This window comes from Xanthomonas sp. F14, from assembly GCF_014199865.1.
In genome coordinates this window covers 1,412,830-1,426,129 of record NZ_JACHOM010000001.1, presented here as the reverse complement: position 1 = coordinate 1,426,129, position 13,300 = coordinate 1,412,830, and the positions used below count along the sequence as shown (strand labels likewise).

Sequence of the window (13,300 nt, the reverse complement as noted above, 5' to 3'; positions counted from 1 at the left end):
GCCACGCTCACCCATGCAGGCGATTGAAGATCTGCACACCGGCCAGCCACACGCCGGCCATGCTGCCGACGTTGGTCAGCAGGAAGGTCAGCACCACGCGCGAGACGCGATTGCGGTACCAGCCGCGCAAGGTCTGCGCATCGTCGCGCAGCGACAGGAAGTCGCCATAGGCCGGCTTGCGCATATGCACTTCGACCAGGGCGGCGAACGCACCGGTCGGCACGCTCAGGCGGAACGGCTTGAACGGCGCCACCACCGCCGCGGTGAGGATGCTCAACGGGTGGCTGCCCGCCAGCAGGCAGCCCAGCGCGGCCAGTCCTCCGGTATACATCGCCCACTGCAACAACAGGTCCGCGCCCATGCTCAGGCCGCCGCGCCAGAAGCCGATGCCGATGCCGGTGATGATGACCGCCAGGATGCCCAGCGTAATCCACGGAATGCGCTTGCGCTGCTGCACGTATTCCAGCGACTCGCGCAACGGGCCGGGTGCGGCGGTGTCCTGCTCCAGGTGGCGTGCAAGACCGGCCAGATGTCCTGCACCGACCACCGCCAGGATCTCGCGCTGATCGGTGGTGGCTTCCTCGCGCAGGCGCGTGGCCATGTACTGGTCGCGCTCGGCAATCACGGTCTCGTACAGCTCCGGGCTTTCGCTGGCAAAGTCGCCGAAGCTCGCCTCCAGCATGTCGCCCTGCTTGAGCTTTTCGATTTCCTCTTCGCCCACCTCGTCAGCCGCGAACAGACCGCCGAGCAGGCCGCCGGCCAGTTTCATCTTGCCGAAGAATCCCAGCCGCCCGGACGCGCGCTTGAAGGTCAGGCCGACCTCGCGATCGATCAGGTGCACCGGCAGGCCTTGCGCGCGCGCCAGATTCACCGCTTCCTTCAATTCCGCGCCCGGCTCGATACCGAGCTGCTTGGCCAGGCGGCGCTGGTAGGCGGCCAGGGCGAGGTTGGCCGCAAACAAGGCCACCCGGCCCTTGCGAATCACCTGCACCAGGTCCAGGCGGGCGAGGGCATCCGGGTCGCTGAGCGCCTGCAGGCGCTGCGCGTCCAGTTCCACCGCCACCGCATCGTAGCGGCCGCTGCCGATCGCCCGCTGCACCGCAGCCACGCTGGCCAGCGAGACATGCGCGGTGCCGAGCAGGGTATAGCGCACGCCATCGCGTTCGACAATGCGATGCGGCTGGCCGGACAGCGCATCGTCCAGAACGTGGGTGGTTTGCTCAGTCATGGGGTCATTCATCAGAAGGAGGGGCGGTGTCACCGGAGCCGAGCGCGCGTTGCATCTGCACGCCGTCCAGCCAGCGACCATGCTTGCGGCCGATACCGGTGAACACTCCGACCGTGCGAAAACCAAAACGTTCATGCAGCCGTCGCGATGCCAGGTTGTCGGCATCGCCGATCACCGCAATCATCTGTCGATAGCCGCGCTGTTGGCAGCGTGCGATCAGCTCGCCGAGCAAGGCCTTGCCGATGCCGTGGCCCTGCGCGGCGCTGGCGAGATAGATCGAATTCTCAACGGTCCAGCGGTAGCCGGCGCGTGCGCGATAGGCGCCGACGTAGGCATAGCCCACCACCACGCCATCGCGCTCGGCAACAAGATAGGGGTAGCCGGCATCCACGCTCGCGCGCACCCGTGCAGCCATCTCATCGCGCGATGGTGCGCTGTATTCGTAGCTGTTGACCCCGGCAATCTGCTCCGCATAGATCGCGGTGATGGCCGGGATGTCCGCGTCGCAGACTTCGCGCAACTCGACAGGCATGCGGTCAGTCGATGTAGCGCTTGAGCAGGTCGCCATACGCATCGATACGGCGATCGCGCAGGAACGGCCAGATGCGGCGCACGTGTTCGCTGCGCTGCAGGTCGACGTCGCAGACCAGCACGGTCGGGTCCTGTCCTGCTTCGGCGATGAACTCGCCCTGCGGCCCCAGCACATGGCTGTTGCCCCAGAACTGGATGCCCGACGCGCCCAACGGCGAGGGCTCATGGCCGACGCGGTTGCACGACAGCACCGGCACCCCGTTGGCGACCGCATGGCCGCGATGGCTGAGCACCCAGGCATCGCGTTGGCGCTCCTGCTCGGGTTGCTGGTCATCCGGATCCCAGCCGATCGCGGTGGGGTAGAGCAGCAGTTCCGCACCGGCCAGCGCCATCAGGCGCGCCGCTTCGGGGTACCACTGGTCCCAGCACACCAGCACACCGAGCCGGCCGACCGAGGTATCGATCGGCGCAAAGCCCAGATCGCCCGGCGTGAAATAGAACTTTTCATAGAAGCCCGGATCGTCCGGGATATGCATCTTGCGGTACTTGCCGAGCAGGCGGCCGTCCTTTTCGAACACGACCGCGGTGTTGTGATACAGCCCGGCCGCGCGGCGCTCGAACAACGAGGCCACCAGCACCACGCCGTGCTGCTTGGCCAGCGCGCCCAGCCGCTCGGTGCTGGGGCCGGGGATCGGCTCGGCCAGGTCAAATTCGTCCACCGACTCGTGCTGGCAGAAATACGCACCGTTGTGCAGTTCCTGCAGCAGCACCAGCTTGGCGCCCTGTGCGGCGGCTTCGGCCACGCGCGATTCGATGATGGCCAGATTGGCCGCGGCGTCGCCGTGGTTGCGCTCCTGGATCAGCGCGACGGGAAGGAGATGACGGGTCATGGCGATTCGTCCAGCGAAGTGGCGCACTAAGGTAGCGCGCGATGGTGTAACACCGGCCTGCCGGCCGGAACAGGAGTGACTCAGGCAGCCAGCAGACCGGCGGGCAGCTGCATGGTCAGACAATGCAGGCTGCCGTTCTGCCAGATCAATGGGCGGCACGGCACCGGCACGATGACGTGCTGCGGAAACGCCTCGGCCAGCACTGCCTGCGCGCGCGCATCGGCCTTGTCGCCGTAAGCCGGCATCAGCACCGCACCGTTGACGATCAGGAAGTTGGCGTACGAGGCGGCCAGACGCCGGCCCTGGTCCAGGATCGGCTCGGCCCACGGCAACACGAACAGCCGATACGGCTGCCCATCGGCCTTGCGCAACGCAGCCAGTTCGGCGCCCATCGCCTGCAGTTCGGTGTAATGCGAATCGCTGGCCACATCGCAGCCCTGGTAGACGATCGCATCCGGGCCGGCGAAGCGCGCCAGCGTATCGATATGCGCATCGGTGTCGTCGCCTTCCAGATAGCCGTGATCCAGCCACAGCACGCGGTCCTGCGCCAGCCACGCGGCAAGATCGGCACTCAGCGAATCGCGTGTGCGCTGCGGATGCCGCTCGTGCAGGCACTTCCAGGTGGTCAGCAAGGTGCCCGCACCATCGGTCTCGATCGCGCCGCCTTCCAGCGCAAAGTCCACCGTCTGCACCTGCGAGGGCACGAATACCTGCGCCGCATCCAGCGAGGTGACCAGCTGATCGTCCAGGCTGGCCTCGAACTTGCCGCCCCAGCCGGTGAAGCGGAAATCCATCAGGCGGAAACCGCCGTCCTGGCGCAGTGTGATCGGGCCCGAATCGCGCAGCCAGGTGTCGTTGTAGGCCGCAACCACGAAGCGCACCTGCGCCATGTCCACCCGTGCCGAGCGCAGCCGCGCTTCCGCGTAGATCTGCAGGTCGTCATCGGCCACGCACACGATCACCGGCTCGAAGCGGGAAATCGCCGTGACCAGCGCGATATAGGTCTCTTCCACCTCGGCAAGACGCTCGGCCCAATCGGTGCCCGCATGCGGCCACGCAATCAACACGGCGGACTGAGATTCCCACTCGGCAGGAAAGCGAACGCTATCGGTCATAACTTGCAACTACCTAATCAATGCCAGGCAACGCCGGGCCGTTAATTCAATCCCCGCACATGGATGTGCGGGCTCTTGCGAGGGACTCGCCTCAAGTCGGCTCTTGCGAGGGACTTGCCTTAAGTCGGCTCTTGCGAGGGACTCGCGTTGAATCGGCTCTTGCGAGGAATTCGCGTCGAACCGCCCCTTGCGAAGGACTCGCCTTACCGACTCGCAGTGATCGCTTCCCGCACACCATTGGATCAAACCACTGTTGCAGTCACCCTCCGATGGAACCCGAACAACCCGCGATCACTTGATCGGCGGTTTGGGCCCGATCTCGTTGGCATCGGCCTGGTTGGCTACCACGTCGATCACCCGGCTCTTTTCGAAGTACACGGTGAAGGCCGGATATACCCAGCGGTGGATGGTCGGCCACTGGCGCTTCTGGCCGCCGCGCGGCGCCAGCTTTTCCTGCGGCGCGCCATAACGGCCTTCGACCTGGCTCATGCTGTCGCCGCGCAAGGGCAGGGCAGCGGCAGGCTTTTGCTGTGCGCGGTCGATCAGCAGCGTATCGGCCGACGCAGCGGCACTGATCCCCATCAGCGCGATCAGCGGCAGGACAAACAAACGGTTGCGCATGTCATCTACTCCCCAGTGGACAAGATTCGGATGGTGATTACAGCAAAACCAGGGCCAGCGTGCTTGCAGATCGGTGGTACACAACGCCGCGGCGTATTGCCTGCCAGCGCACCCGTCACGCGGAGCCGGCCGGGCATCCGTGTAGTCCAGCCTGCATCAGGCAATCGTCGGCGTGAAGGATCGGCCAAGAAAAAGCCGCCCGGAGGCGGCTTTCTCGGGTCTTGCACGCGCGGCGAAAGCTTAGCGCTGACGCGCCTTGAAACGCGGGTTCGACTTGCAGATCACGAAGACCTTGCCGCGGCGGCGGACCACCTTGCAGTCGCGGTGACGGGTCTTCGCAGACTTCAGGGAGGACAGGACTTTCATGGCACACCTCGGCGTAAACGGTTGGATTCGATGGAAGAGTGCCCGCAATCGAGGGTGCACCCGGAATTAAGCCGGCAATTCTAACCGGCTTTTCGTCGTGCTTTCAAGTGGTTGCATCGCAATCCCCGCGAGCGGCGCTACACTACCGCCTGATGACCTTCCGGAAACCTGAATGACCGACCTTTCGCCCGTCCTTACCATCGATGGTCCCTCCGGCGCCGGCAAGGGCACCGTGAGCCGGATCGTGGCCGCCCGGCTGGGCTGGCATTACCTCGATTCGGGCGCACTGTATCGCGCGGTGGGCGTGGCAGCGAGCTGGGCCGATCTGGATGTCTCCGATCCGGCCGCGCTGGTGCGCTGCACCTTCGACACCAGGGTGGAGTTCGACGATGCCGGCGAGGCAGGGCTGCGGGTGCTGGTCAATGGCGTGGACGCCACCGGCGAACTGCGCCTGGAGACCACCGGCGCACTTGCCTCGGCGATTGCGGCCATTCCCGAGGTGCGCAGCGCGTTGAAGGAACGCCAACGCGCATTCAGGCAGGCCCCCGGCCTGGTCGCGGACGGGCGCGACATGGGCACGGTGATCTTCCCCGATGCCGCCTTCAAGGTGTTTCTGACCGCCAGTGCCGAAGAACGTGCGGGCCGTCGCCATAAACAGTTGATGGAAAAGGGTGTTTCGGTTATCTTTGACGACCTGCTGCGCGAGATCATGGCTCGAGATGCCCGTGATGCGCAGCGGGTGGTGGCGCCATTGCGGCCGGCCGAAGACGCCGTGCTGATCGATACCAGCGGAATGGGGATCGAGGATGTCGTCCAACGTGTGGTCGGGTTGTTGACCGTTCGCACGTCGTCGTAAGCGTTCCGCAAGCGGGCATGTCCCGCCGACCGTAAGGCGTTCCAAGGCTCCGTCGCACATCCCGTGTGGCGGTTCTACTACTACTTAACCGACTCGCTGTCCGGAGTCGACCAACAGGCTGGGCGCTTGGCATCTGTCGCATTCGACGATCAACGCCCGTGTGTTCAACTGAGTAAAATTCAAATGACAGAATCTTTTGCTGAACTGTTCGAAGCCAGTCAAGCCAATCTGGCGAAGCTGAAGCCGGGCTCCATTGTCACCGGTACCGTCGTGGAAGTGCGCGGCGACGTGGTGGTGATCAACGCTGGCCTGAAGTCCGAAGGCATCGTGCCGATCGAGCAGTTCCGTAATGACGCTGGCGAGATCGATGTCGGCGTAGGCGACCAGGTCAAGGTTGCCCTCGATTCCATCGAGAACGGCTTCGGTGAGACCGTGCTGTCGCGCGAGAAGGCCAAGCGCGCAATGGTGTGGGACGAGCTGGAAGAGGCGTTGGAAAAGAACGAAACCATCACCGGCCGCATCAGCGGCAAGGTCAAGGGTGGTTTCACCGTGGACATCAAGGATGTCCGCGCGTTCCTGCCTGGTTCGCTGGTGGATGTGCGCCCGGTGCGCGACCCGGCCTACCTGGAAGGCAAGGAACTCGAGTTCAAGCTGATCAAGCTGGACCGCAAGCGCAACAACGTGGTGGTCTCGCGTCGTGCCGTGGTCGAGAGCGAGCACTCGGAAGAGCGCGAGCAGCTGATGGACAAGCTGCAGGAAGGCGCGATCCTGAAGGGTGTCGTCAAGAACCTGACCGATTACGGCGCGTTCGTGGACCTGGGCGGTATCGACGGCCTGCTGCACATCACCGACATGGCCTGGAAGCGCGTGCGCCATCCGTCCGAAGTCGTCAACGTCGGCGACGAGCTGGACGTGCGCGTGCTGAAGTTCGATCGCGAGCGTAACCGCGTCAGCCTCGGCCTGAAGCAGCTGGGCGAAGATCCGTGGGACAACATCGCACGTCGCTACCCGGCCAACAGCCGCGTGTTCGGCAAGGTCTCCAACGTCACCGATTACGGCGCATTCGTCGAGATCGAGCCGGGCGTCGAAGGTCTGGTGCACGTCTCCGAGATGGATTGGACCAACAAGAACGTCAACCCGTCCAAGGTTGTGCAGGTGGGTGACGAAGTCGAAGTGATGGTGCTGGATGTCGACGAGGAGCGTCGCCGCATCTCGCTGGGCATGAAGCAGGTTGCCGCCAATCCGTGGGAAACCTTCGCTGCCACCCACAAGAAGAACGACAAGGTGTCCGGTCAGATCAAGTCGATCACCGACTTCGGCATCTTCATCGGTCTGGACGGCGGCATCGACGGTCTGGTGCACCTGTCCGACATCAGCTGGAACACCACCGGCGAAGATGTCGTGCGCAACTACAAGAAGGGCGACACGCTGGAAGCCGTTGTGCTGGCAGTCGATCCGGAACGTGAGCGCATCAGCCTGGGCGTCAAGCAGCTGGAGCAGGATCCGTTCGGCCAGTACATGGCGTCCAACCCGAAGGGTTCGAAGGTCGAAGGCGTGGTGCGTGAAGTGGATGCCAAGGGCGCCACGATCGACTTGGCCGATGGCATCGAAGGCTACGTCGCTGCACGCGACATCGCCAACGAGCGTGTGGACGATGCGACCCAGCACCTGAAGGTCGGCGACAAGATCGAAGCCAAGTTCGTGGGCATGGACCGCAAGGGCCGCACCCTGCAGCTGTCGATCAAGGCCAAGGACGATGCCGAAATGCGCGAAACGCTGGAGGAATACCAGTCTTCGGCCGCATCCGGTGGCATGACCCAGCTGGGCGCGCTGCTGCGTGCACAGTTGAACAGCAACAAGTCCGAGTAAGCGCGTAGCGCTCGCAAGAGCGTGATGGATCGGCCCGGGCTTGCCCGGGCCGATTCCGATGTGTCAGTCGAAAAAAGCAAGTCTTCCCATGACCAAGTCCGAATTGATTGAAATCCTGGCGCGACGTCAAGCGCATCTGAAGGCGGACGACGTGGATCTGGCAGTCAAATCGCTGCTGGAAATGATGGGGCAGGCGCTCTCCGATGGTGATCGGATCGAAATCCGCGGGTTCGGCAGCTTCTCGCTGCATTACCGCCCGCCACGTCTTGGCCGTAATCCGAAGACCGGCGAGTCGGTCGCGTTGCCGGGCAAGCATGTTCCGCATTTCAAGCCTGGCAAGGAATTGCGCGAGCGTGTCAGCTCCGTGGTCCCGGTCGATCTGCTGGATGCGGCTGACTGAGGTCATTCTGCCGCTGCGTTTATGTCGGCTCGGTTAAGCTAAGCCTCTTTTGACGGAGTCTGGCCATGAAGGTGTTTCGCTTGCTGGTGATGTTGGCCTTCCTGCTGGTCGGTCTGATCATCGGTGCGGTCAATTCCCAGGATGTCACTCTCGACTTCCTTTTCTCCAGTGTGCACACGACCTCCGGAATCGCGATCATCGTCGCGCTGCTGGTCGGTGTGTTGATCGGCGCCGGCATGGTGCTGGTCAGTGTGGTCATTCCCCTCTATTCCAAACTGCGCCAGGCCAACAAGGCGGTTGCAGTCAGTCGCGCCGACGCCAGGCCCATTGCGCCTGCAGCAGTCGAGCCGCGCCCCTTTGATGGACTGTAAGCGCGTATGGACTTTCTGACCGAGTGGATCTGGTTCTTCCTGTTCGTGCCGTTGGCAGCGCTGGGGGGCTGGGTCGTTGGCCGCCGCGGTGGTCAACGCCACGGCGATACCCAGGTCAGTCGCCTGTCCAGCACCTACTTTCGTGGCCTGAACTATCTGCTCAACGAGCAGCCGGACAAGGCAATCGAGCTGTTTCTGCATATCGCCGAACTGGACAAGGAAACCTTCGAGACCCAGGTCGCGTTGGGGCATTTGTTCCGCCGTCGCGGTGAGGTCGACCGCGCGATCCGGCTGCATCAGGGCTTGGTGCAACGCGCCGACCTGACCGATCAGCAGCGCGTGCAGGCCTTGCTGGCACTGGGCGAAGACTATATGAAGTCCGGCCTGCTGGATCGCGCCGAGACCGTGTTCACCGAACTGGCGCAACTGGATCAGCGTGCGCCGCAGGCGCTGCGTCACCTGATCGGCATCTATCAGGCCGAGCGCGACTGGGAAAAGGCGATCGACAACGCCACCCGTTACGAAGAAGTCACCGGCGAGCCGATGGGCAAGCTGATTTCGCAATTCGAGTGCGAGCTGGCCGACCGCTATCGTGGCCTGAGCAAGCCCGACGAAGCATTGCAGGCGATCGCGCGTGCCTACCAGGCCGATGGCACCTCGGTGCGCGCCGGCATTCTGGAAGGACGCATCGAAGCCGAGCGCGGACACGACGAAGCGGCAGTGCGCGCGTTTGAGCGCGCTGCGCGGCACGATCCGGAATACCTGCCGGAGATCATTCCCGCATTGATGGCGGCCTATCGCCGGGTCGGCGATATCGCCGGCGCACGTAATTTCTTGTCCGAGATGACCGAGCACTATCGCGGCATCGCCCCGGTGCTGGCATTGACCCAGTTGATGGAAGCCCAGGACGGTGTGGCACCTGCGTTGGCCTACCTGGGCCGCCAGCTCAAGGACCGGCCCTCGGTCCGCGGCGAATCGGCGTTGATCGACCTGACCCTGGCCGAAGGCAGCGACCCGGTCGGCACCTTGCAGGACCTCAAGCACATCACCGACCAGTTGCTGGTGCGCAACCCGAGTTACCGCTGCACTCGCTGCGGCTTCGGCGCCAAGACCCATCACTGGCAATGCCCGAGTTGCAAGGAATGGGGCACGGTCAAGCCGCTGTTGAACTACGCGGTGGTCTGATGCCGCAGGCCTGGCTGTGGTGGTGTCTGTTGCACCTGACGGTCGCGGCACTGGGAACCTGGTTGTTGCGACGTTACGCGCTGCATCGGCGGCTGCTCGATCATCCGGGTGAACGCCGCAGCCATGTGGTCGCGACCCCACGTGGCGGTGGCATGGCAATCGTGGCGGCGCTGCTGTCCGGGTGCGTGGCAGCCGGCGTGATCTGGCCGGCTGCAGGCCAGATTCTTGGTTGGTTCGCGGCCGGGCTGGTACTGGTGGCCGGGGTGGGTTGGTGGGACGACCATCGTCCGCTCTCGGCCAGGCTGCGTTTTGCGATCCACCTGTTGGCGTCGGTCATGCTTGGCTGGCTGGTCAGCCATCACACCGGCAGGCTCTGGGATGGCGTGCTCACCGCCATGGCGTCGGTAGTGTTGATCAACGTCTGGAACTTCATGGACGGCATCAACGGCCTGGCCAGCAGCCAGGCGGCGCTGGCCGCGCTGGCGTTTGCTGCGGTCTTGCCTGGTGCCTGGGCCTGGGCAGGTCTTGCCGTCGCCGCGTCCTGCCTGGGATTTTTGCCGTTCAACTTTCCGCGTGCGCGCATCTTTCTGGGTGATGGCGGCAGTGGTGCGTTGGGATATGTGCTGGCTGCGTTGCTCGCACTCACGGTAGCGAGCGGGCAGGTAAGTTGGTGGATCAGCTGGTTGCCATTGACAGCATTTCTTGTAGACGCCGGCTTCACACTGCTGTCTCGCATGCTCGCTAGGCAACAGTGGTGGGAGCCGCATGCCCAACATCTCTATCAGCGGTTGGCACGCAGGGTTGAGACGCACGTTCCGGTAACCGGTATTTATTTCGCTTTCAGCGTGGCTGCCGTCTGCTTGTATGTGTTAATTCGTCATGATGCAACTTGGCTGCAGGTGTCCGGAGCCCTGGTATGGGGACTGGGTGCCACCGCAATCTGGCACTTCCTGCGCGATGGATTGCGCAATTCCTGAGTAACGGACTTTTATGATTTCCTGGCGTGACCGTTTGACCAAGGCCCTGCCGCAAGCAGCGGTGGTGCTGCATGACCTGTTGATGGTGTGGGTGTGCTGGCAGTTGCTGCATGCAGGCCGCTATTCCATGCTGCGCGAGGCTCCCGATCTGCCGTTATGGGATTGGCGCACCGCGGTGGTCCTGGTCGCGCAAGGCCTGGTGTTCTGGAAGATGGGCCTGTATCGCGGGCTGTGGCGATTTGCCTCGGTGCCGGACCTGTGGAACATCTTCAAGTCGAGTTTTCTCGGCTTGGTCGCGATCGTGCTGGCGCTGTCCTATGACCGCCTGGACGGAGTGCCGCTGTCGGTGCTGGTGGTTTATCCCTTTGCCCTGTCGGCGCTGCTGGGTACGCCGCGGCTGCTGTACCGCGCCTGGAAGGATTACCAGATCGCGCACTCCGGCGATGCCGCGCAGCGCGTGTTGATCCTTGGCGCAGGTCGCGCCGCCGAGGGTCTGGTCCGTGATCTGCGCCGCACCGGCGCATTCGTGCCGGTCGGCTATCTGGACGATGCCAACAATCTGCATGGCGCCAAGATCCAGGGCCTGAATGTGCTGGGCAATCTGGACCAGGCTGCAGCCATCGCCAAGGAGACGGCTGCCAAGCTGCTGGTCATCGCGATTCCGTCGCTGGATGCCTCGGGCATGCAGCGCGTGGTGGCCATCTGCGAAAGTACCGGGCTGCCTTTCCGGATGGTGCCCAAGCTGATCAACGTGCTGGAAGGGCGCTCGTTGCCTGGCGAACTGAAAGAAGTCGCGATCGAGGACCTGCTCAACCGCAAGCCGGTCACCCCGGATTGGCGCCTGATTCGCGACTGGTTGACCAACAAGACGGTGATGGTGACCGGCGCGGGTGGTTCGATTGGCTCGGAAGTCTGCCGCCAGTGCGCCCGGCACGGTGCGCGCCGCATCGTGCTGCTGGAGATCGATGAGCTGGCGTTGCTGACCGTCGATTCGGACCTGCGTCGGTTGTTCCCCGATATCGAGGTGGTGCGCGTGCTTGGCGATTGCGGCGACCCGGCGGTGGTCGCACATGCCTTGAACACCGCGTTGCCGGATGCCGTCTTTCATGCCGCCGCCTACAAGCAGGTGCCGCTGCTGGAAGAGCAGTTGCGCGAGGCGGTACGCAACAACGTGCTGGCCACCGAAAACGTGGCGCGCGCCTGCCAGCGCGCACGCATCGAGACCTTCGTCTTCATCTCCACCGACAAGGCGGTCGAGCCGGTCAACGTGCTGGGCGCGAGCAAGCGCTATGCGGAGATGATCTGCCAGAGCCTGGACGCGCGCGATGCGCCGACGCGCTTCATCACCGTGCGTTTCGGCAACGTGCTGGATTCGGCCGGCAGCGTGGTGCCGTTGTTCCGCGAGCAGATCCGCCAGGGTGGCCCGGTCACGGTGACCCATCCGGATGTGACGCGTTACTTCATGACTATTCCGGAAGCCTGCCAGCTGGTGGTGCAGGCCGCGGCCTCTGCCTCGCATGGCGCGATCTATACATTGGACATGGGTGAGCCGGTGCCGATCCGCCTGCTCGCCGAGCAGATGATCCGTCTTGCCGGCAAGCAACCCGGCAAGGACGTGGCGATCCTCTATACCGGCCTGCGTCCGGGCGAGAAGCTGCACGAAACCCTGTTCTATTCCGACGAAGACTATCGCCCAACCGCGCATCCCAAGATTCTGGAAGCCGGTGTGCGCGAGTTCTCGCACGAGCAGGTGTTGCAGCTGGTGACGCGCTTGCGTGAGGCGGTTAACCGTTACGACATCAAGGCGATGGAGACTGTCCTGGGCAGTCTGATGCCGGATTTTGCGGCTGCTCGACGGAAAGTCGACGCGCGATCTGATACGGTCGTTCCATTCCCCGCACGTGAGGTCAGAAGACTTTAATGAGCAAGCGTATTCGCAAGGCCGTATTCCCCGTCGCAGGTCTTGGGACCCGCTTTCTTCCGGCAACCAAAACGGTGCCGAAGGAAATGCTGCCAATCATCGACAAACCTTTGATCCAGTACGCCGTCGACGAGGCCATCCAGGCCGGTTGCGACACGCTGATCTTCGTGACCAATCGCTACAAGCACTCGATCGCCGACTACTTCGACAAGGCCTACGAACTGGAGCAAAAGCTCGAGCGCGCCGGCAAGCTTGAACAGCTGGAGCTGGTGCGGCATGCCTTGCCGGAAGGCGTGCGCGCCATTTTCGTGACGCAGGCCGAAGCGCTCGGCCTGGGGCACGCCGTGCTGTGTGCCAAGGCCGTGGTCGGTGACGAGCCGTTTGCGGTGTTGCTGCCGGACGACCTGATCTGGAACCGGGGTGCCGGTGCGCTGACCCAGATGGCCGATGTGGCCGAAGCCTCGGGCGGCAGCGTCATCGCCGTGGAGGATGTGCCGCATGACAAGACCGCCAGCTACGGCATCGTGGCAACCGATGCGTTCGATGGTCGCAAGGGGCGCATCAACGCCATCGTCGAAAAGCCCAAGCCGGAAGTGGCGCCGAGCAATCTGGCCGTGGTCGGCCGGTATGTGCTCAACCCGAAGATCTTCGAACTGCTCGAAGAGACCGGCGCCGGTGCCGGTGGCGAAATCCAGCTGACCGATGCGATTGCCGGACTGCTGCAGCAGGAAACCGTCGACGCCTACCGCTTCGAGGGCCGTCGTTTCGATTGCGGCGCGCATATCGGTCTGATCGAGGCCACCGTGCATTTCGCGCTCGAGCACGAAAAGCATGGCGGGCCGGCCAAGGAAATCCTGCGCACCGCATTGGCCGAGGCCGACGCGCGCGGCTGATTGCCTGGCCATCGCCTGCATCCACGAACGACGCCATCCGGCGTCGTTCGTCGTTTGGGGCCTCGCCGGGCGAGAAC

The 13,300-nt window shown here is 63.8% G+C and carries 14 protein-coding genes; 8 read left to right on the top strand and 6 right to left on the bottom strand.

Translation table 11 applies throughout. From position 1 onward, the window contains the following. Window positions 1–7: 7 nt before the first annotated feature. The 6 genes from GGR73_RS06170 to ykgO form a co-directional block, all read right to left on the bottom strand. Window positions 8–1,240 carry a TraB/GumN family protein gene (locus GGR73_RS06170; protein ID WP_049818118.1) on the bottom strand — a complete coding sequence of 411 codons (1,233 nt, stop codon included), beginning with the start codon at window positions 1,238–1,240 and terminating at the stop codon, window positions 8–10. Next, window positions 1,233–1,760: a GNAT family N-acetyltransferase gene (locus tag GGR73_RS06165; RefSeq protein ID WP_104595230.1), complete on the bottom strand. Its 528-nt coding sequence runs from the start codon at window positions 1,758–1,760 to the stop codon at window positions 1,233–1,235. Before GGR73_RS06165 ends, GGR73_RS06170 begins: the two co-directional genes overlap by 8 nt. A gap of 4 nt (window positions 1,761–1,764) precedes the next feature. Next, window positions 1,765–2,649 carry a carbon-nitrogen hydrolase gene (locus tag GGR73_RS06160; protein WP_016904714.1) on the bottom strand — a complete coding sequence of 295 codons (885 nt, stop codon included), beginning with the start codon at window positions 2,647–2,649 and terminating at the stop codon, window positions 1,765–1,767. Window positions 2,650–2,729: 80 nt separating this feature from the next. Continuing rightward, window positions 2,730–3,764 (bottom strand): agmatine deiminase family protein, encoded by a 1,035-nt coding sequence (locus GGR73_RS06155; protein WP_102251924.1) that lies wholly within the window; start codon window positions 3,762–3,764, stop codon window positions 2,730–2,732. 291 nt (window positions 3,765–4,055) lie between these two features. Continuing rightward, window positions 4,056–4,385, bottom strand: coding sequence for a hypothetical protein (locus GGR73_RS06150; protein WP_039515118.1), 330 nt, complete (start codon window positions 4,383–4,385; stop codon window positions 4,056–4,058). 240 nt (window positions 4,386–4,625) lie between these two features. Further along, the gene (gene ykgO, locus GGR73_RS06145) at window positions 4,626–4,751 is read right to left on the bottom strand and encodes a type B 50S ribosomal protein L36 (protein ID WP_005913193.1); all 126 of its coding nucleotides are present in this window, start codon (window positions 4,749–4,751) and stop codon (window positions 4,626–4,628) included. Between the two features lie 172 nt (window positions 4,752–4,923). Between ykgO and cmk the strand changes: the two genes are divergently transcribed. The 8 genes from cmk to galU all read left to right on the top strand — a co-directional run bounded on the left by cmk (window position 4,924) and on the right by galU (window position 13,223). Beyond that, window positions 4,924–5,607: a (d)CMP kinase gene (gene cmk / locus GGR73_RS06140; protein WP_024939216.1), complete on the top strand. Its 684-nt coding sequence runs from the start codon at window positions 4,924–4,926 to the stop codon at window positions 5,605–5,607. A gap of 183 nt (window positions 5,608–5,790) precedes the next feature. After that, entirely contained in the window at window positions 5,791–7,476 is a 1,686-nt protein-coding gene (gene rpsA / locus GGR73_RS06135; RefSeq protein ID WP_016903550.1) for a 30S ribosomal protein S1, read from the top strand. A gap of 88 nt (window positions 7,477–7,564) precedes the next feature. After that, window positions 7,565–7,876: an integration host factor subunit beta gene (locus GGR73_RS06130; RefSeq protein ID WP_016903549.1), complete on the top strand. Its 312-nt coding sequence runs from the start codon at window positions 7,565–7,567 to the stop codon at window positions 7,874–7,876. A 65-nt stretch (window positions 7,877–7,941) separates the two neighbouring features. Beyond that, window positions 7,942–8,247: a lipopolysaccharide assembly protein LapA domain-containing protein gene (locus tag GGR73_RS06125; RefSeq protein WP_024939214.1), complete on the top strand. Its 306-nt coding sequence runs from the start codon at window positions 7,942–7,944 to the stop codon at window positions 8,245–8,247. A gap of 6 nt (window positions 8,248–8,253) precedes the next feature. Continuing rightward, a complete protein-coding gene (lapB, locus tag GGR73_RS06120) occupies window positions 8,254–9,432 on the top strand; it encodes a lipopolysaccharide assembly protein LapB (protein ID WP_016903547.1) in 1,179 nt (392 codons plus the stop codon). Then, window positions 9,432–10,409, top strand: coding sequence for an MraY family glycosyltransferase (locus tag GGR73_RS06115; RefSeq protein ID WP_184456046.1), 978 nt, complete (start codon window positions 9,432–9,434; stop codon window positions 10,407–10,409). Before lapB ends, GGR73_RS06115 begins: the two co-directional genes overlap by 1 nt. Window positions 10,410–10,422: 13 nt before the next feature. After that, window positions 10,423–12,330: a polysaccharide biosynthesis protein gene (locus GGR73_RS06110; protein WP_024939212.1), complete on the top strand. Its 1,908-nt coding sequence runs from the start codon at window positions 10,423–10,425 to the stop codon at window positions 12,328–12,330. Then, window positions 12,330–13,223 (top strand): UTP--glucose-1-phosphate uridylyltransferase GalU, encoded by an 894-nt coding sequence (galU, locus tag GGR73_RS06105; protein WP_016903544.1) that lies wholly within the window; start codon window positions 12,330–12,332, stop codon window positions 13,221–13,223. The genes GGR73_RS06110 and galU overlap by 1 nt, the downstream gene beginning before the upstream one ends. The last annotated feature ends 77 nt before the right edge of the window (window positions 13,224–13,300 follow it).